Origin of the sequence: Trichocoleus sp. ST-U1, assembly GCF_039961835.1 — a bacterium.
Lineage (GTDB): Bacteria > Cyanobacteriota > Cyanobacteriia > Cyanobacteriales > FACHB-T130 > FACHB-T130.
This window is the reverse complement of sequence record NZ_JAMPJZ010000015.1, coordinates 15225-34561: the sequence shown is the minus strand read 5'-3', so window position 1 is coordinate 34561 and position 19337 is coordinate 15225. Positions and strand designations below refer to the sequence as shown.

General features: G+C 49.3%; 14 protein-coding genes. 7 read left to right on the top strand and 7 right to left on the bottom strand.

All coding sequences use genetic code 11. The annotated features are described in order from the left end of the window. Window positions 1–100: 100 nt before the first annotated feature. The 5 genes from NDA06_RS08320 (at window position 101) to NDA06_RS08300 (ending at window position 8856) form a co-directional block, all read left to right on the top strand. On the top strand, window positions 101–1819 hold the full coding sequence (locus tag NDA06_RS08320) for a diflavin flavoprotein (protein WP_190985456.1): 1719 nt from the start codon (window positions 101–103) through the stop codon (window positions 1817–1819). Window positions 1820–1927: 108 nt separating this feature from the next. Next, window positions 1928–3697, top strand: coding sequence for a diflavin flavoprotein (locus NDA06_RS08315; protein ID WP_190985475.1), 1770 nt, complete (start codon window positions 1928–1930; stop codon window positions 3695–3697). A 315-nt stretch (window positions 3698–4012) separates the two neighbouring features. Further along, window positions 4013–6049: a CHASE3 domain-containing protein gene (locus NDA06_RS08310; RefSeq protein WP_190985455.1), complete on the top strand. Its 2037-nt coding sequence runs from the start codon at window positions 4013–4015 to the stop codon at window positions 6047–6049. After that, window positions 6043–6498 (top strand): response regulator, encoded by a 456-nt coding sequence (locus NDA06_RS08305; RefSeq protein WP_190985454.1) that lies wholly within the window; start codon window positions 6043–6045, stop codon window positions 6496–6498. Before NDA06_RS08310 ends, NDA06_RS08305 begins: the two co-directional genes overlap by 7 nt. A gap of 180 nt (window positions 6499–6678) precedes the next feature. After that, complete coding sequence (locus NDA06_RS08300) at window positions 6679–8856, top strand: response regulator (protein ID WP_190985453.1); 2178 nt, start codon at window positions 6679–6681, stop codon at window positions 8854–8856. Window positions 8857–8858: 2 nt separating this feature from the next. Here NDA06_RS08300 and NDA06_RS08295 read toward each other — a convergent pair whose 3' ends face one another. The 5 genes from NDA06_RS08295 to NDA06_RS08275 form a co-directional block, all read right to left on the bottom strand. Next, entirely contained in the window at window positions 8859–9398 is a 540-nt protein-coding gene (locus tag NDA06_RS08295; protein ID WP_190427680.1) for a phycobiliprotein lyase, read from the bottom strand. A 683-nt stretch (window positions 9399–10081) separates the two neighbouring features. Further along, entirely contained in the window at window positions 10082–11776 is a 1695-nt protein-coding gene (gene cobA, locus NDA06_RS08290; protein WP_190985452.1) for a uroporphyrinogen-III C-methyltransferase, read from the bottom strand. 30 nt (window positions 11777–11806) lie between these two features. Beyond that, a complete protein-coding gene (locus NDA06_RS08285) occupies window positions 11807–12271 on the bottom strand; it encodes a tetratricopeptide repeat protein (protein WP_190683322.1) in 465 nt (154 codons plus the stop codon). Window positions 12272–12341: 70 nt separating this feature from the next. After that, window positions 12342–13313 (bottom strand): homogentisate phytyltransferase, encoded by a 972-nt coding sequence (locus NDA06_RS08280; protein ID WP_190985451.1) that lies wholly within the window; start codon window positions 13311–13313, stop codon window positions 12342–12344. 54 nt (window positions 13314–13367) lie between these two features. Then, complete coding sequence (locus NDA06_RS08275; protein WP_190985450.1) at window positions 13368–14237, bottom strand: methyltransferase domain-containing protein; 870 nt, start codon at window positions 14235–14237, stop codon at window positions 13368–13370. Between the two features lie 92 nt (window positions 14238–14329). Here NDA06_RS08275 and NDA06_RS08270 point away from each other — a divergent pair, with 92 nt between their 5' ends. Together NDA06_RS08270 and NDA06_RS08265 are read left to right on the top strand one after the other, a co-directional pair. Then, a complete protein-coding gene (locus NDA06_RS08270; protein ID WP_190429557.1) occupies window positions 14330–15664 on the top strand; it encodes a TrkH family potassium uptake protein in 1335 nt (444 codons plus the stop codon). A 179-nt stretch (window positions 15665–15843) separates the two neighbouring features. Next, window positions 15844–16542, top strand: a complete 699-nt coding sequence (locus NDA06_RS08265; RefSeq protein ID WP_190429556.1) for an NAD-binding protein — start codon at window positions 15844–15846, stop codon at window positions 16540–16542. A 60-nt stretch (window positions 16543–16602) separates the two neighbouring features. Here the strand turns inward: NDA06_RS08265 and NDA06_RS08260 are convergent, their stop codons facing one another. Continuing rightward, complete coding sequence (locus NDA06_RS08260) at window positions 16603–17862, bottom strand: tetratricopeptide repeat protein (protein ID WP_190676940.1); 1260 nt, start codon at window positions 17860–17862, stop codon at window positions 16603–16605. Between the two features lie 125 nt (window positions 17863–17987). Beyond that, complete coding sequence (gene queA / locus NDA06_RS08255) at window positions 17988–19223, bottom strand: tRNA preQ1(34) S-adenosylmethionine ribosyltransferase-isomerase QueA (RefSeq protein ID WP_190985449.1); 1236 nt, start codon at window positions 19221–19223, stop codon at window positions 17988–17990. Window positions 19224–19337: the final 114 nt, after the last annotated feature.

The following is a 19337-nucleotide window of genomic DNA, read 5'->3' as shown; positions in this document are numbered from 1 at the left end:
TAACTCACTCATAGGTTTTTTAATAAATCTTTACAAGAGACTCGTGGCAGAATGAAAGAAGAAAAAATACCTAATGGGTTGCAACAGAAGGAGACCAGAGATGGTAGCGCTCACCGACCGAACCCAAAAACGCCTCACCATGCAGACCGGCGAAATCGCCCCTGACACGACAACGATTCGCTCGCTCGACTGGGATCGCGATCGCTTCGACATTGAATTTGGGCTGCAAAACGGCACCACCTATAATTCCTTCATCATTCGGGGTGAGCAGACGGCTTTAGTGGATACCTCCCATGAAAAGTTCCGCCAGCTATATCTGGATGCATTACATGGACTCATCGACCCAAAAGAAATTGATTACCTGATTATCAGCCACACCGAGCCAGACCACAGCGGATTAGTCAAAGACATCTTGAAACTGGCTCCTCAGGTAACGGTGGTTGGGTCAAAAGTCGCAATCCAGTTTATCGAAGATTTTGTGCATCAGCCGTTTGAGCGGCGAATCGTCAAAAATGGCGACAAGTTGGATTTAGGCAACGGACACGAATTGGAATTCGTGATTGCCCCCAACTTGCACTGGCCCGACACCATTTTCACCTTCGACTACAAAACCCAAATCCTGTATACTTGCGACGCCTTTGGCTTGCACTATTGCTCGGATAGCACCTTCGATGAAGATTTAGCCGCCATCGAAGCCGATTATCGCTTTTACTACGAATGTCTGATGGCTCCGAATGCTCGTTCCGTGCTATCTGCACTGAAACGGATGGGAGAACTGCCAGAAGTACACACCATCGCCACCGGACACGGCCCGCTGCTGCGCCACAACGTTGTGGAACTGACGGGACGTTATCGCCAGTGGAGTCAAGCTCAAACCAAGGGCGAGACGACAGTAGCGGTATTTTACGTCTCCGATTACGGGTATAGCGATCGCCTTTCCCAATCTCTCGCCAAAGGCATCACCAAAACAGGCGTCGCCGTCGAGACACTCGACCTGAAATCTGCCGATCCTCAGGAGGTGCAAGAACTGGTAGGGCGTTCATCCGGCTTAGTCATTGCCACACCCCCAGCCGCCTCTGCCGCCGCCCAAGCTGCGATTGGCATTGTTTTAGCCGCTGCTAAGGAAAAACAAGTAGTCGGGATTCTGGAGTCCTACGGAGGAGATGACGAACCCGTCGATCCGCTGGTGAGTAAATTTAGAGAGTTAGGGCTGACAGTCGCATTTCCAGCAATTCGGATTAAAGATACACCCGGAGAAGCCACCTATCAGTTGTGTGAAGAAGCGGGTACAGACTTAGGACAATTGCTCACCCGCGATCGCAACATCAAACAGATTAAATCTCTTGATGCCGAATTAGAAAAAGCCCTGGGACGCATCAGCGGTGGATTGTACATCATCACTGCCAAAAAAGGCGAAGTCAAAGGTGCCATGTTAGCTTCCTGGGTGGCACAAGCCAGCTTCCAACCCCTAGGATTCACCATCGCTGTCGCAAAAGACCGGGCTATTGAGTCGATGATGCAAGTAGGCGATCGCTTTGTCCTCAACGTCTTAGAAGAAGGAAATTATCAAAATTTGATGCGGCACTTTTTAAAACGATTCCCCCCTGGCGCGGATCGATTTGCCGGGATCAAATCTCAGCCTGCGGAGAATGGTTCCCCAATTCTGACGGAAGCCCTCGCATACATGGAGTGTGAAGTCTCTAGCCGCATGGAATGCAGCGATCATTGGATAGTTTACAGCACCGTTCAATCCGGTCGCGTCTCCAAACCCGACGCCCTCACAGCGGTTCACCATCGCAAGATCGGAAATTATTATTAACGCTCTTGATGCGCCAAGGTTAGCGCTCTCGGTACGCAAAGAAGCAGCTTTAACTTTGCGTATGAGAGTGTACCTTTGCGTTTAAAAAAATTACCGTTTTAACTTATGATGACAGCCACAAAACCCCGCGATGTTCAGGTTCTCCCGATTGGTGCAGATACAACTGTGTTGCGATCGCGCACTTGGGACAGACTTAAGTTTGAAATCGAATATGCTCTACAACGGGGCACAACGGCGAATTCTTATGTGATTCAAGCGGATAAAACAGCGCTCATCGATCCGCCGGGAGAATCATTTACAGGCATTTTTCTGTCCGCTTTACAGCAGCGATTTGACTTAAAAAAGCTGGATTACGTGATTTTAGGACACGTCAACCCCAACCGAGTTTTTACGCTGAATGCTTTACTAAAACTGGCTCCTCAAATTACTTTTGTTTGCTCGAATCCAGGGTCAATTCTGCTGCGAAATCTTTTTGAAAACACTTTCCCAGAGACTTTACAAGAACACAATCTACAAATTGCCGTAATGCGGGGGGAAGAAACCCTCGATTTAGGCAAAGGTCATCACTTACAATTTATCCCCACGCCTAGTCCCCGTTGGCCTGACGCCCTTTGCACCCACGACTCCCTAACCGAAATTTTGTATACGGATAAGCTTTTCGGGGCGCACGTTTGCGGCGATCAGGTGTTTGATGAAGGGTGGACGGTGTTTAGCGAAGATCGGCGCTACTATTACGATTGTCTGATGGCTCCCCACGCTCGGCAAGTCGAAACAGCGCTAGACAAACTGACACAGGATTTGCCAGCCAGACTCTATGGGACGGGTCATGGCCCCTTGGTGCGCTACAGTCTAATTCCGCTGACGCAAGCTTACCGTCAATGGAACCAGCAGCAAAGGGCAACTGAAACGAGCGTGGCGCTGCTCTATGCTTCAGCTTATGGAAATACGGCAACCTTGGCGCAAGCGATCGCTAGTGGTATTACCAAAGCAGGCGTTGCTGTCGAATCAATTAACTGCGAATTTGCCGAACCCTCGGAAATTCAAGAAGCTGTAGAAAAATCAGATGGGTTTATCATGGGTTCTCCTACCCTCGGCGGTCATGCTCCCACGCCGATTCAAACTGCCTTGGGCATTGTCCTATCCAACGCGAGCAAAGGCAAGCTGGCGGGTGTTTTTGGTTCTTATGGCTGGAGTGGAGAAGCGATCGATCTACTAGAAGGCAAGTTAAAAGATGCTGGATATCGCTTTGGCTTCGACCCGATTCGAGTCAAATTTAAACCCACCGAGGTGACGCTGAAATATTGCGAAGAAGCCGGGACAGACTTCGCCCAAGCGTTGAAAAAAGCTAAAAAAGCCAAAATGGCTCGACAACAGTTAAGCGTGCAACCGATTTCACCTTCGCAATCTGCCAGGATCGAACAAGCGGTAGGGCATCTAGTTGGCTCTCTTTCCGTTGTAACAACGAAACAAGGCGAACTCAGCGGGGCGATGTTGGCTTCTTGGGTGTCTCAGGCAACTTTTAATCCCCCCGGTTTAACCATTGCTGTCGCCAAGGATCGAGCGATTGAATCGCTGATGCATTCTGGCGGAAAATTTGTTTTAAATATTTTGGGAGAAGGCAAGCACATCGGCTTGATGAAGCATTTTCTCAAACCTTTTGGTCCCGGTGAAGACCGATTTGCGGGTGTCGCTACGCAAGACGCCCAAAATGGTTGTCCGATTCTCACCGATGCCCTTGCTTATCTGGAATGTACTGCCCGCAACCGGATGGAATGTGGCGATCACTGGTTGGTCTACGCTGTGGTGGAAAATGGCAAGGTGTTACAGCAGGAAGGCGTCACCGCCGTTCATCACCGAAAATCGGGTAGCCATTATTAAATAACGCCCAGTGAATAACACCCAGTGCATAACGCCCAATGCAACTTTTTCTGAGCCAGCCATTTATCAGGAGTTTGGAGAGGGAAATGTTACTCGAAGAAATTCAGGAAGTTGCACAGAGTTTTAACTAATAACTAATTGGGGATTGCTATTGTGTTGTAAGTTGTTAGCTTGGAAGTAGGCGATCGCTATCTTTGGATCTGCTGGCTCAGTATTTTTTCAAAGTAAAGGAGACACCATAGCGGGCGCTGACGGCTTCCGCCAAGTGCGATCGCTAAAGCTTACTGCTAGAGCCGAAAGGCTTGAAGGGTTGAAATGGCGCTATTTGAGACTGCTCAAAACAACTTTCGACACAGGCTAACTCGTGCGATCGCGTTGCCGTTGATTTTGATGCTAGTGCTCTCCGGCATCTTATTTTTGCAGCTCAACCATCTACTTTCGGTGACGCGGTGGGTTGACCACACCGATCGAGTCATTGCCCAAGCAAACTATACTCAGAGACTGCTGTTAGATATGGAAAGCGGGATTCGCGGGTATCTTATCACCGGCAATCCGGCTTTTTTAGCGCCTTACCGACAGTCAAGTTTGTTAATCAATCCGGCTTTTAATGACTTGCGTTCTTTAATTTCGGACAACCCGCGACAAACTCAGCGTCTCAAAGAGTTGCGAGCAATTTATGAGCAGTGGAATCGATATGCCCCCTCCCAGATCGCTCGCAAGCAGCGCAGTAGCGATTATCAATTCTCTGTGCTTAACACTCGTAGACAGCTAATGGACGCGATGCGGAGTCAGCTTGCCTCGTTCATCGAAACCGAGGAGGTGCTGCGGGATGTTCGCACCGACACCGCTCAAAAAACAACCCAACTGACAATCGGCAGCACTCTCGGCTTAACCATTGGGTTGGGAAGCCTGCTGGCATTGTTCACCAACCGTCAGTTGATGGCAGTAGCAAAAACCTACAAACACGCCCTCGCGATCGCCCAAGAGCAAACAAACGCGCTGCGTCGATCTGCCCAGCGGTTGGAAGCATTGCATGAGATCGACCAGGCGATTCTGGCAGCACATTCACGGGCAGAACTTGTCCGCGCGGCATTGTCCCGGATGCGGCGCTTAGTGCCTTGCCAGCAGGCTTTTGTGGTGTTGTTTAACTTTGAAACTGGCGTTGCCCAGGTGATAGCCGGAAGTGTCAACGGAGATTTGTGGTTCAAAGAAGGCGCTACGCTTCCCATTGACGAGTTTGTGCCTGGATTTGTCTTAGAGCAACAGAGAACCTATTCTCTAGAGAACGCGGCACTCAATCGTTGTCCGCCTGCCATGAAGCGAATGGGGGAAGGGCAAAGCAGCTGCATGACTGTACCCCTGCGGGTCGAAGAAAATCTGCTCGGCGAACTGATTCTAAGTGCCACGGAACCGGCAACGTTTAATCCGGAACACCAAGAGATTGCCACTGAGGTTGCCAACCAACTTGCGATCGCGATGCAGCAAGCTGAGTTACGAGAACAACTCGAACAGTACAATGCACAACTGGAGCAGCGCGTCAGCGATCGCACCGTTCAATTGCAGGAAGCCAATGCTGAATTAGAAGCGTTTGCCTATTCCGTTTCTCACGACCTCCGTGCGCCATTGCGTGCCATGCAGGGTTTCAGTCACGCTTTGTTAGAAGACTATAGCGACTCCTTAGATGCCATCGGGCAAGATTATGCCCAGCGCATTATTACGGCTTCCCAGCGCATGGATACCTTAATCCAGGATCTGCTCGACTATAGTCGCCTCAGCCGCACGGAGATCCGTCTCCAGCCGATTCACCTAGAAGCGGTGGTGGTGGAGGTACTTGCTCAACTAGAGCCAGAACTGCGGCAAAAACAAGTCCAAGTGATAGTAGAACCACCGCTGCCTCAAATCGTCGGGCATCGCACCACCTTGATTCAAGTCTTGACAAATTTGCTAAATAATGCAATAAAATTTATCGCTCCTGGAGTCCAACCGCAGGTGCGAGTATGGGCAGAAGTTAGGGAGAGAGGGGAAGCCGAGGAACAGGGTATTGTAGAGACAAGAGCGATCGCATCTGGAGCCGAAGAGCCAGAGAGTAATCAACCTTCAGCAACTTCCCAATTTTGGGTACGCTTGTGGATAGAAGACAACGGCATCGGCATTGCTCCAGAACATCAACAACGCATTTTTCGCGTCTTCGAGCGCCTACACGGAATTGAAAGTTACCCCGGCACCGGCATTGGGTTGGCAATTGTGCGGAAAGGGTTAGAACGCATGGGAGGTCATGCCGGAGTCGAGTCGCAAGCTGGTGAGGGAAGCAGATTTTGGATAGACCTGCCCAAGGCTAGAGACGAATGTTGAACGTGTCTAACTATACTATTTTGCTGGTGGAAGACGACTCCAATGACATTTTCCTAATCCAGCGAGCTTTTCGGAAAGCTAACCTGCTTAACCCATTGCAAGTGGTGGAAAATGGGGAGGCAGCCGTGTTTTACCTTGCGGGCGAACCGCCTTACACCGATCGCGATCGCTACCCCCTACCCGTTTTGATCCTGCTAGACCTGAAACTCCCTCGCAAGTCGGGTCTTGAGGTGCTGGAATGGTTACGGCAGCAGCCAGACCTGAAGCGCCTGCCGGTTGTTGTTCTAACTTCCTCCGAGGAAAATCGTGACATCAACCAAGCCTATGACCTGGGAGCCAACTCTTACTTGGTTAAACCAGTTGCTTTTGAAGGGTTGCTGGATATGGTGAAAACACTGAATTCATATTGGCTCATTTTCAACCAGAAGCCAAAATTAGAGGAAGGTTGAAAGGGGAAAAGTTACAGGTTGAAAGTAGATAAAGTTGAAAGTGGAAAAGGTGAAAGTGGAAAAGTTGACAGATGCAAGGCAAACAGATCAATTACGTTCTTCAGCCTTCAACCTTCAACCGGCAACTCTCGTAGAATCCTCAACCTTCAACCCTTTCAACCTTCCAACTGAATAGCGGATATGAGCCAAACTTTACGTATTCTACTGATCGATGACAACCCTGATGACCGCCTTCTAGCAGCTCGTCAGCTCAACCGAGCCTTTTCCGATCTCCAAATCCAGGAGATTGCAGAAATCAATGGCTTAAACCAGGCGCTGGCGGCAGATGGCTTCGATGCCGTTGTCACTGACTATCAACTGCGCTGGAGTGATGGTCTACAGGTGTTGCGTGCCGTTAAAGATCGGTATCCCGACTGCCCCGTGGTGATGTTTACTAATACAGGCAGCGAAGAGATTGCTGTAGAAGCGATGAAGGCGGGGCTGTCCGACTACGTTCTGAAGTTGCCCAAATATTACAACCGTTTGCCTGCTGCGGTGCAGTTAGCCCTAGAACGAGCCGAAACTCAGCGAAGAGCCGCTCGTCTGGAAGCGCATCGGCAAGCTTTGAGCGAGGTATCGCGGGCTTTTGCTGAGAAAATTCCGGAATTTCAAGCAGTTCTAGAACTGGTCAGTCAGCAAATAGCTCAGCGACTGGGAAATCTGTGCGTAGTTCGCATCCTATCAGATGATGGAAAGTACCTCAACCCGGTAGCAATTTATCATCCAAACCCAGAAGCCCTCGCCTGTTTGCAAGAAACCCTCGCCACGGAGCCACACCGCGTTGATGAGGGTTTGACGGGTCGGGTCTTTAAAACGGGCGAGACGCTACTGATTCCAGTCGTGTCGCCAGAGGAGATACAACCTTTGAGCGAGTCCAAGTATTTGCCCTACTTGCAGCGCTTTGGGATATACAGCATTTTGATCGCACCCTTAGAGGTACGAGGTCGGCGGATTGGGACTTTATTCGTTTCGCGCGATCGCCCCGGATATTCCTATACTCGTGATGACCAATTCTTTCTGCAAGACCTCGCGGAGCGGGCTGCTTTGGCAATTGACAATGCCCGACTCTACCGGGAAGCACAGGAGGTAAATCGCCTCAAGGACGAGTTCCTTGCCACCCTGTCTCACGAACTCCGCACTCCCCTGAACTCTATCCTCGGATGGGCAACACTACTCCGCACTCAGAAGCTAGATCCCTCTGTTATCTCTCGTGCCCTTGAGAGTATTGAGCGCAACGCCAAGGCGCAGGTAAAACTCACCGATGAAATTCTAGATGTCTCGCGGATTATTCGGGGCAAGCTGCACCTGAATATTCGCTCGATCGAGCTGATACCTATCATTGATGAAGCGATTAATATCTTGCGTCCAGCAGCGGATGCCAAGGGGATTCGAGTCAAGGCGGTACTAGACCGCTCAGTCGGCTTAGTCGCTGCCGATCCAGATCGCTTGCAGCAAGTCGTTTGGAATCTACTCTCCAACGCCATCAAGTTCACATCAGAAGGCGGGCAAATTGAGGTGCGGCTGGAGAGGGTTGAGGGAAAACTCGAAGAAAAAGTTGAAGTGCAACCCACGAACTCTCCACCTAATAACCCGCAACCTTCAACTTTCTTTGCCCAAATCCAAATTAGCGACACAGGCATGGGCATTAGCCCCGACTTTCTGCCCTATGCGTTTGACCGCTTTCGTCAAGCTGACGCGAGTACCACGCGATCGCATGGAGGATTAGGACTTGGATTAGCGATTGTGCGTCACTTGGTGGAATTGCACGGTGGCACCGTTCGTGCTGCTAGTCTCGGAATCGGGCAGGGAGCAACGTTTACAGTGCTTCTACCACTTTTTGATAAAAGTCGAGAAACCGAGGGGCAGGAGCGCCGGGGGGCAGAGGAGTCGGGGAGCGGGGAAGCTAAGGAGAAGGTAGCACAAGCACCTCAACTCCTGAGCGGATTGCAGGTTCTAGTTGTGGATGATGATACGGATACACGCGAATTGATCGCCCTCGTGCTTGAAGAGTCTGGGGCGAAAGTGAAAGCGATCGCATCGGTAGCCGAGGCGTTAGAAGTCCTTCGTAGCTGGCAGCCCGATTTGCTGGTGAGTGATATTGGAATGCCAGAGGAAGATGGCTACGCCCTCATCGGCAAGGTGAGAACTCTGGAAGAAAAAACCGGAAAACAAATTCCAGCCCTAGCGCTGACCGCCTACGCTAGGGAGGAAGACAAAAACCGCGCCCTGAAGGCAGGGTTTCAAATGTATCAGTCTAAGCCCGTCGAGCCTGATGATTTAGTGGCGGCGGTGGCACTTCTGGCTGGGTGTGCAGGCTAAGTCTAGCTAAGGCGCTTTTCTAGATATTGACCGATCATTTGCTGTTCTCCGGCACGGGAGATGATCGTTTGCCGGGTGCGGTAGCTTCGACCAATCAGTTTTAATTCTTCTTCAAATGAAGAGTCTCTGTACTCTGTCCGCAAGCACAAAGTTTTGGGATTGGGGAAATAATACTCAGCCGTGACGGGTTTCGGAGTGGCAAAGCCGCGATCGCGATAGAGTGTGGTTCCTAATGCGCCAAATAGTGTCGAACCTTTGGACTCTTTGCGGTTTGTGACTGAGTTTGTGCTGTTCCACTCTACATAGGAACCACAAATCAGCGCTGCTGGATCTTCCAGCTGGTGTAACTCTGCCAAATGTAGCAATTCCGAGCTTCCCTGTTCCAGAAACCGGACGGTAATCAGACTCACCATCTCCTTGGTTTCTCCATCCGGCAGCGTATAGTAGCGTCTTTCAGAGTGCCATTTGCCCTCTGATTCCTGAAAAAACGCTGCAATTAAAGATTCTTCATTGGTTTGGGCAAGTTGTCTTAGTGTTGTCACCAGTACCAGTCCTCATATGAATTGAAAATAAAGTTCTTGCAAGCGTCAATTTTTGCTTGGTAGCTATGGGACTTATCACCCTTTTATTTGACCTTTATGCAAGCAATCTGATGAACGGTTGTGCAAGTCGCGGTTTCTAGTGACACCCGATCTGGGTACAGTTGAGCGCCACTATATCGGGTCAGCTATCTGGCACTTAGCTGACGTACCACCTTGGCTAGAGTGGTAAGCCTGCCAAAATGCAAGTTACTGTTAACAATCTTAATAATAATAGATGATAGCTAAAAATACTTACTAGCGGCTCTGTCATCCGGAAGAATCTTAGAACCGTCTATCCCATAAGGGCACGACGAAAGGTGGAAAAGCTTTCGAGAGAGATGATCGCGGTTTTCAGTTGAGTGTAATACTTGGAACCTCACCCCCAAATCCTCTCCGTGAACGGAGAGGGGCGAAGAGGGAACCCCTCCTCGTTTATGGGGAGGAGAATATGGAACCTCACCCCCAGCCCCTCTCCGTGAACGGAGAGGGGCGAATATTAAACCCCTCTTCGTTGACGGCGCGACACTAGCGGCAGCAAGGCGGGGCAAGCAGCGAGGAGAATCGGGAATATTAAACCCCTCCTCGTTTACGGGGAGGGGCTGGGGTGGGGTTAAAATGTACGGCATCCAATCGAGAATAGCTATCTAGCAATCTATATTTGAGTTGTGAGCCAAGCGATCGCGGACATTCGCCTCAGATGTCGCCCACTGGACGATCGCTTGGGTTAAGCCGTCTAAAGTGTATTCTGGGGCTTCCACATCCACCCGCCCCAGCAGAGAAAGACAGGTTTTAGAAGTTTGGGGGCCAATTGAGGCGATACAGACACCTTCTAGGGGTAATTTGTCGATTTCTCCGACTAATTGACCAAAAAATTGCACAGTTTTAGAACTTGCAAAAGTAATCACATCTACCGCTTGTCGCTGGAGGGCGTCTAAGGCGGCGGGTGCGATCGCTTTCGGGCACTGAGATTGATAAGCCGCTACTTCGATTACTTCCGCACCCTGGGCGGTTAATTCCTTCACCAAGACTTCTCTTCCCCCCGTTTCCACTCTGGGAAACAGAATTTTCTTGCCTCCTAACGATTCTGGAAAGTATTCAACTAGCGAATCTGCAACAAAATCTGGGGGAATAAAATCGGGTTGTAAGCCTTTCTGCCTGAGACTTTGGGCGGTTTTCTTGCCGACGACAGCAATTTTGACCCCGGCTAAGGCACGGGCATCTTGATTTTCCGCTTCCAGCCGTTCAAAAAAGTAATCAACCCCGTTGCTGGAAGTGAGAATTAACCAGTCCAAATCCGATAAGTGCGCGATCGCACGATCCAATTCTTCCCAACTGGAAGGAGGCGTAATTTCCAGCGTCGGCATCTCAATCACCGTCGCGCCTTCTTCTTGGAGGCGCAAGCAAAACTCACCCGATTGTCCTGCGGCGCGTGTCACCAGGATAGTTTTCCCAGCTAGCGGTTGGGAAGAGTTTTGAGTCGTTAGAGACGAGGTTTTCTGAGAACTGTGGCTTCCCATAGGTATGTCTGATAAACTCACCCCTGCGGATTGGGTTGAAGATGCTGATGATTGTACGGGCGGATTTAGGCGTCGATCTGAGACGACTGGTGCATCTGGCGATCGCAAGTATTCTCTCAAACCAACGACTTCCCCAATGGTAATGACGGCGGGAGAAAGAGATTCACCCCTAGTTTGCTCAACGATAGTGCCCAGCGTAGCTGTCCAGACTTGTTGTTGAGGCGTTCCCGCCCAACGAATCGCGGCGACGGGAGTAGAAAGCGATCGCCCATATCGATGCAACTGATAGACAATTTCACCGAGATTGCGCCCACCCATCAAGATTACCAGCGTTTCCATCCGCGCCAGCGCCTGCCAGTCCAAAACATCAGGCTCATGGGCAGTAATCACCGTGAAACCTCGGCTCATCACCGGATCTGTTAGCGGAATCCCCGCCAGCAACGGTGCTGCTAGTGCTGAAGAAATCCCCGGTACGACTTCAAAAGGACACCCAGCGGCAATTAATGCCTGAATTTCTGAAGTAGAACGCCCGAAAATGAACGGATCGCCACTTTTTAGCCGCACGACTTGCTTTCCCTGCTGACAGTGTTCTACCAGCAGTTGGTTAATTTCAGCTTGCGGTGTGCTGGGTTGTCCACCGCGTTTGCCCACATCCAACTTCAGGCAACTGTCTGGCACCAACTCCAACAACTGGGCATCTACGAGGGCGTCGTAGACTAACACCTGTGCCTCAACGAGTAGATGTTGTGCCCTGACGGTGAGGTAAGCAACATCTCCCGGCCCTGCCCCCACCAGATATACTTTTCCGGTACGCTCAGTCATGATTTGGCTGCGATCAAATGAAATTGAAGCTTATTTCGGGATGTCCATTTCCTGGATGAGTTGATCGAGTTGTTGTTGCTCTGTAGTACCCGCTTTATATAAGTTTCTAGCTTTTTGAAGAATTGCGATCGCTTCCTCGATTTTGTCTTGTTTAATCAGCGTGTCTCCCAACCTTAAATAAGCATCGACATTTTTGGGCGATCGCTCAATCAATTCCCGATATATCGGCGTTGCCTCGTCAATCTTATCTTGCGCCATTAGCGCATTTCCCAACAGCAATCGCGCCATGTCATTGGTGCGGTGTCGCTGAATCACCTGGCGAAAAGATGCCTCTGCACCTGCATAGTCTTTTTGTTTATAAAGTGCCACCCCTTTTTTAAAAAAGTTTGAAGCGATAAATGTCTTCCCCAGGAAAAAACCGAGGAGAGCCAGACTAATCCCGACGACAGCCGCAGCCAGAAAATAAGCTTGTTGAGATATTTCCGTTTCCACCATTGCTAACCCTCCGACACTTCTAGCAGCCCTATTTTGCTTAAGCTTACCTCGACGGCGGTTTTTACCTTTTTTACCCTAAAAGACAGGCAGCAGGAAAAATTAGATATTCCAAGAAAAAGAGTTTCCAAATGAATTGGTAAAAAGAGGCGATCGCGCTTTTATCCTGCAAATCTACACTTCTACTTCGCCACCACAGCAACAAGAGTGCGAATACATGAGTAATTATCAAAAATGTTGAATTAACGGCACTTAGGGATAATATCCCAGCCACAATCATGCCCAGGTAGCAGACCGTAATCACCCAAAGAGAGAGATTAAAGACGGCTGGCTTACCGAGTTGAATCGTAAACGTGTTGATGTTGTACTGCTTATCTCCTTCCATGTCGGGGATATCTTTAAAGATAGCGATCGCAAACGTAAACACCAACACAAACATCGTCAGCGCCCAGACTGATGCCGGAATTTCTTGACTTTTTTGCAATACCCAATTGAAGTGTAAAAACAGCCCTAAATTGACAATGACTCCGCGCACAGTGAAAATGCACAGCGCTGCCCAAAAGGGAAATCGTTTTAACCGAATCGGCGGCAGAGAATAGGCTGTGCCAATGGCTAAACTAACCCCCACCGTGAACAGTAAATATCGTCCTAGAAAAAGCGCCAACAGCAGCGCCACACTTCCACTAATGGCGACAATAATTTGAGCTTGCGCCCTGGAAAATTCACCAGCAGCGATGGGCAAATGGGGTTTGTTAATTTTGTCGATTTCCACATCTTCGAGCTGATTTAGCCCGACAATGTAGACATTTCCGCCCAGACAGGCAATCCATGCCCCCAAAAACTGTTCGACGCTGGTGACGCCCCCAGAAGCTGTTGCAAGTGCGATCGCGTACAACGCCGTCACGCTCAGGCTGGTGCCAATAATCGTATGAGGGCGGGAGAACTTCCATAAGGCGTAGAGCCAGGAACCAGTACGCCGCACCGGGTGGGACTCAGAAGGACTGGTTTTGGGAAGGGAAGACTTTTCAGGAGAAATCTGGCTCATGCGTGCCTGAATGAATACTCAGGCTTGATTTTAAGCAATTTTTGTTCCCAAACGTTATTTCTTAGTCGCACAGAGCAATCCGAATCGAATCAATCCTTGCTCATAGCCCCGGCTCATTAATCCCAGTGAAAGCGCAGCTTGAATCGTTGTCCAGCCGGAGAAAAGCAAACCCAGAACGGCTCTGGGATCGAGCGTCGAATCAATCACGATATCCCAAAATGGGGCGACAGCTTTTGACCAATCTGCCGTGCGAATATTCTCGAAGGAAACTTTGCGAGCTAGCATTTCATATTCTGGCAGCGAAATCACGTAAGGCAAAGCATAGACGCGGTAAATTTCCGCCAGATGTTTCCGCTCATCATCTGTCAACTGTGCATCTGCGCCCCCAACCGGACGATGACACCAGGTTGCCATGAGAAAAGTTCCCCCCGGCTTTAGCACCCGGTAGCACTCCTGCAAGAACTTCTGCTTATTGGGCATATGTTCGCCACTTTCGAGCGACCATACAAAGTCAAAGGAATCGTCAGCGAAGGGCATATTCAGGGCGTCTGCCACCTGGAACGATGTGCGATCGCTTAATCCAGCAACGGCTGCCCGTTCTTTGGCTCTAGCAGCCTGGACGGGACTCAGGGTGATTCCCGTTGCTGCTGCGTTAAATTTTTGCGCCAAGTAAAGAGAACTGCCGCCAATCCCGCAGCCGACATCGAGGATATTTGCGGGGGCGGTCAAGCCTTCCCCGACCTGCACCTCACCCCACTTAAGCAATTCTTCAATTAAGTCAATTTGCGCTTGCCGCCGGTCTTTTTTCAGAGTACCATCAGCGCCATAGTATCCGTGGTGCATATGTTCGCCCCAAATCTGTTCCCACAGACCGGAGGAAGCGTCGTAGAACTGCTGAATTTGCTGATAAAGAGTTGAAGTCATGAAATTTTCAGGCGGTGTTGCTGAAAATTAGCCTACCAGAACTCGGAAAGCAGTAAGCTCTAAAAATACTTTTCCTGATAGACCGCTAGACCATGACTGTTGCCAGAACCATTTGCCTGGGATTTCTTGCTGTCATCACGTTGGGAACGATTTTACTAATACTGCCATTTTCAATCAGTGACGGCAGTTGGAGCAATCCGGTAATCGCGCTATTTACTTCCACGTCTGCCGTCTGCGTGACTGGTTTATCCGTGGTCGATGTGGGGAAATTTTATTCGTTTTGGGGACAATTGTTCATTGTCTTGCTGGTTCAGGTGGGCGGATTGGGCTACATGACGGCAACGACGTGCCTGTTGCTGTTGCTAGGACGCAAGTTTGGACTGCGAGAGAAGATAGCGATTCAACAATCCCTCGACAAGCCAGGATTATCCGGTGTGGTGGAATTGGTGCGCTCAATTATTGCCACTACGTTGATTATTGAAATAACTGGCATCTTTTTACTGATGCTGGTGTTTGTACCCGATTATGGGTTTGATCGCGGTCTTTGGCTATCAGTTTTTCATAGTGTAAATTCCTTTAACAATGCAGGTTTTGGCTTGTTTTCAGATAATTTGATGCAATACGTGCGATCGCCTTTGCTCAACCTGATTGTCACCGCCTTGATTATTTTGGGTGGGATTGGCTATGAAGTGATTATGGAGCTGTATTTATGGACGCGCGATCGCTTATCCAAGAGTCAAGCTTGTGTTGTCTTTTCTCTCAATTTTAAGATTGCTACCACTACCACTGTGTTTCTACTCATTCTGGGAACAATTCTCTTTTTGTTTACAGAGTTCAACAATCCCCAAACCTTTGGCGCACTTGATTTTCCCCAGAAGCTCATGGCGGCTTGGTTTCAATCGGTAACACCCCGAACAGCTGGTTTTAATACCATTGATATCGGGAAATTGACCGAAGCGTCTCTTTTTATTACCATTGCATTCATGTTTATTGGGACGAATCCTGGCAGTACCGGCGGCGGAATTAAAACCACGACGACAAGGGTTTTACTCAGTTCTACTCTCTCAGCATTACAAGGTAAGGAAGAAGTAATTGCTTATCAACGCCAAATCCCGATGGCGCTAATTGTGAAAGCGACTGGGGTTGCGGTTGGTTCGCTTCTGGTGGTCATTGGTTCCACGACTTTAATTGCGTTAAGCGATCCACAGGTGGCGTTTATCCAAATCTTATTTGAGGTTGTTTCAGCATTCGCCACGGTTGGACTTTCTACTGGTATTACAGCGAGTGTTTCAACGTTCGCCAAACTGGTATTGATTGCCACCATGTACATCGGTCGCGTGGGAGTGTTGCTCCTGATGTCAGCGATTCTCGGAAATCCCAGCCCCAGCATTATCCGCTATCCGGAGGAGAATTTGTTGGTAGGATAGCGATCGCACCCTCGATGCTCCATAAGCTAGAACCTGAGTAACCTCAAGCTTTTTGTCAGTTGTTCGTGACCCAATTGCAGCTTGTAGATTAAAAGGTTGAAAGTTAGAAGGTTGGTTTAAACCTGCAACTGTTTTCGACGAATGATCCCTAACTCAATGAGTCAGTCCGGAGTTTATTTGTGAACTTATCATCTTTAAACTTTTTTCGCAGTCTCAGCACTACTAACAAGCATCAATTTGCAGTCATTGGGTTAGGTCGTTTTGGTCGTGGCGTCTGCTCGACTCTACACCATCTAGGCTACGAAGTGCTGGGCATTGATGCCGACGAAAAGAAAGTAGCCCAAGTTTTGACCGATCAAATTGCTTCCCATGCCTTGCAGTTGGATTCGACAGAACCCGCTGCGCTTAAAGAGGGAGGAATTTTTGATTTTGATACGGTGATTGTGGCGATTGGCAATTATCTGGAAGCTAGCGTGGTGACGACCCTGAATCTAAAGGAAGGTGGGGTGGCTCATGTAGTGGCGAAGTCCTCGTCAGAAATTCATATGAAACTCCTGAAAAAAGTGGGAGCAGATCATGTGGTATTTCCAGAGCATGAAATGGGCTGTACTTTAGCGCGATCGCTGACTAAACCAGCTATTTTAGATCGGTTCGATCTGGACGTGGATAACAGTATTGTAGAAATTATTATTCCTGACGAATTTCACGGCAAAACTATCTCAGAATTGCAACTTCGCAGCCGCTATGGTTTGAATCTGCTAGCAGTCAGCCACGAGGGCAAATTTGAAATTAACCCCAATCCCAACCGGCGGCTTTATAAAGGGTCAGCAATGGTAGTGATTGGCTGCAACAAGGATATTAATCGCCTACCGATTTAAGAAATTAAAAATTAAAAATTAAAAAACTATCTTTTTAATTTTTAATTTTTAATTTTTAATTCAAGAAGCGCCTAGCTGCTGTAGGAACTGGTTAATCTGGTCAATTTTGTCCGCATTCCCCTGCTGATTGAATAGCGTTTTAGCTTGAAAAAGAAAGGGGATTGCCTCTTCGCGTCGTCCAGTTTGTTGCAGCGTTACTCCCAAGTTAAAAAATGCATCTGCCAGAGTGGAATTGAGGACAATCGCTTCTTGGTAATTCGCGATCGCTTCCGCCAGCAGACCTTGCCGTTGCAGAGCCACGCCCAGATTATAAAGAGTCACGGCATCATTTGGGTTGAGGCGCTTGGCTTCCCTCAATGCCGCAGCTGCATCTTTGACCTGGTTCTCCTTTAACAGCATTGCTCCCAATTGTTGATAAGCGTCGCCATCATTGGGATTGAGACGCACCGCCTGCTTGAATCGATTGGCTGCCGCTTTGGAGTTACCTTGCTGGACAAAAATTAAACCCATCTGGTACTGAGCCTCTGCCAAGTTCGGATTCTTAGAAGCCGCTGCATTCAGGGCGTTAATTGCTTGTGTCGGCTGATTTTGCTGCGCGTAAAGTAACCCCAGTTGATATTGAGCATCGGCAAGCGTTGGGTCAAGTTCAACTGCTTTTTGAAACTGAGCCATCGCGGCTTCATTTTGATTTTGGTTGACTAACAGCAGTCCCAGATTATAGTAAGCGACTGCATATTTCGGGTCATTCTGAATCGCCTGCTGATAGGCAGCGATCGCTTCTTGTGTTTGACCTTTTGCCTCCATCGCCAAGCCCACATTATAGTAAGCATCTGCCAACTTGGGATTTAAACTTAGCGCTCGTTCATACGCAGTCAGTGCAGCATCGGGTTGCCCTTGCTTATATAAAGCAACTCCCAAATTGTAGTAAGCTTCTCCCAAATTGGGGTCGAGACGAAGCGCTTGCAGGTACTCATTCGTTGCCTTATCAAGCTGTCCTTGCTCGGCTAGAGAATTCCCCAACAGATAATAAGCCATCGCAATGCTGGAATCGAATTCAAGCGCTTTGCGAAGAGCTAGCTCTGCCCCTCGATAGTCTCCGCGATTATACCGCGTCACTCCTTGTTGGAAGTAAGTCGCTGCCTCAAAATCTTGAGTGTATAGACCTTCGACCATCTGCTTAGTGAGTACGGGCGACTCAAAAGAAGTTGTCTTTTGTCGCCCAGCCCGCGATTCACCGGCAAAGGCAGTGCTGGCAGTCGTCAAACCAAGACCGATCAAAGCAGCCGCAAGGAGATAAATTCGTTTGTGGTTTTTAAGCATATCTAGAACCCCGCACCACTCGCTATTTAGGAAAAAGGTAATTGGGAAGGTAATTAGTTGTCAGTTGCAATTTACCACTGACCAGCGATGATTGACATTCCTCATTACCTTAACTTGTCCCATCGTCATCTGATTGTGGCTTCCGGCAAGATTAGCATCGCGTCCCCAAAAGAATAGAAGCGATACCGATGCTTTGTCGCCACTTGGTACAATTCCAGCAACCGCTGACGCCCGATTAAAGCACCCACCAACATCAGCAAACTCGAACGGGGTAAGTGGAAATTGGTAATTAACCCGTCCACTACCCGCCACTGGTAGCCAGGATATATAAATAACTCCGTCTTGCCCCTGAAGGGGTGTAATTCCCCACTCGCAGCAGCTGACTCAAGCGATCGCACCACCGTTGTCCCCACGGCAATAATCCGACCCCCCCTCGCCTTGGTTTCCCGAATTTGTTCCACCGTAGACTGGGGGACTTCTACCCACTCCCCATGCATTTTGTGGGTGGTAATATCCTCTACTTCCACTGGGCGAAACGTCCCGACCCCGACGTGCAGCGTCACCGAAGCCTGCTGAATGCCTCGTTCTTGCAAGCGCTGGAGTAACTCTGGGGTAAAGTGTAGCCCAGCCGTGGGAGCAGCGATCGCTCCTTGAGCCTGGGCATACACAGTTTGGTACTGTTCCGCCTGGGATTGGGAATCGGTAATGTAAGGAGGTAGCGGCACTTGACCGTATTCCTCCAACAAATCTTCAAACCGACTCCCGGCTGGAACATCAAACTGCAACACCCGCCCCCCCGTCGCCTCATCCCTAGACAAAATCGTCGCACTCAATTGATTCGGGCTTGAGGCTGGGTTCAATTTTTCCTCAGCCCCTAGTTTCTGTGGTTCAAAGAATATCTGTGCCCCCGGTTGCAGACGTCGCCCTGGTTTCACCAAAGCTAGCCAGCAGTTGTTCTGCTGTTCCTCCAGCAGCAACACCTCCACGGGGGCACCCGTAGATTTACGACCCCGGAGGCGGGCAGGGATGACACGAGTATTATTTAATACCAGTAAATCTCCGGACTGGAGGAAGTCGGGTAAATCCCGAAAAATGGCGTGGCTGGGATGATCTGGGGATACCACCAGCAAACGCGCACTATCCCTTGGCACAGATGGATTCTGGGCAATCAGTTCTGCCGGGAGTTCATAGTCATAACTGGCGATTAACCGATCGATATCTATATCATCCCCGCTGGGTGCTTCAGCTTGAAACCGTAAGGATTCGGGGCTATCTATCTTTAATCTTCTTGCCCCACTAACGGCTTTTGACTCTCCCAACCGGGGATCGCTGATGTGACTGTCTTCGTTAAATTCTGTCATGCCGTTAGTTTACTGATAAGGAATCGATCAATTTAACTTTGCAGATTGGGTAAATACCCCCAGATAAGAACGGGGGCTTCTCCCCTATCGCAGACTATCTTACTCATGGAGAAT

Bases quoted from the DNA above. Each gene is read 5' to 3' on its own strand.
- NDA06_RS08320 (WP_190985456.1), top strand. From the start codon at position 101: ATGGTAGCGCTCACCGACCGAACCCAAAAACGCCTCACCATGCAGACC.
- NDA06_RS08315 (WP_190985475.1), top strand. From the start codon at position 1,928: ATGACAGCCACAAAACCCCGCGATGTTCAGGTTCTCCCGATTGGTGCA.
- NDA06_RS08310 (WP_190985455.1), top strand. From the start codon at position 4,013: ATGGCGCTATTTGAGACTGCTCAAAACAACTTTCGACACAGGCTAACT.
- NDA06_RS08305 (WP_190985454.1), top strand. From the start codon at position 6,043: ATGTTGAACGTGTCTAACTATACTATTTTGCTGGTGGAAGACGACTCC.
- NDA06_RS08300 (WP_190985453.1), top strand. From the start codon at position 6,679: ATGAGCCAAACTTTACGTATTCTACTGATCGATGACAACCCTGATGAC.
- cobA (WP_190985452.1), bottom strand. From the start codon at position 11,776: ATGACTGAGCGTACCGGAAAAGTATATCTGGTGGGGGCAGGGCCGGGA.
- NDA06_RS08285 (WP_190683322.1), bottom strand. From the start codon at position 12,271: ATGGTGGAAACGGAAATATCTCAACAAGCTTATTTTCTGGCTGCGGCT.
- NDA06_RS08280 (WP_190985451.1), bottom strand. From the start codon at position 13,313: ATGAGCCAGATTTCTCCTGAAAAGTCTTCCCTTCCCAAAACCAGTCCT.
- NDA06_RS08275 (WP_190985450.1), bottom strand. From the start codon at position 14,237: ATGACTTCAACTCTTTATCAGCAAATTCAGCAGTTCTACGACGCTTCC.
- NDA06_RS08270 (WP_190429557.1), top strand. From the start codon at position 14,330: ATGACTGTTGCCAGAACCATTTGCCTGGGATTTCTTGCTGTCATCACG.
- NDA06_RS08260 (WP_190676940.1), bottom strand. From the start codon at position 17,862: ATGCTTAAAAACCACAAACGAATTTATCTCCTTGCGGCTGCTTTGATC.
- queA (WP_190985449.1), bottom strand. From the start codon at position 19,223: ATGACAGAATTTAACGAAGACAGTCACATCAGCGATCCCCGGTTGGGA.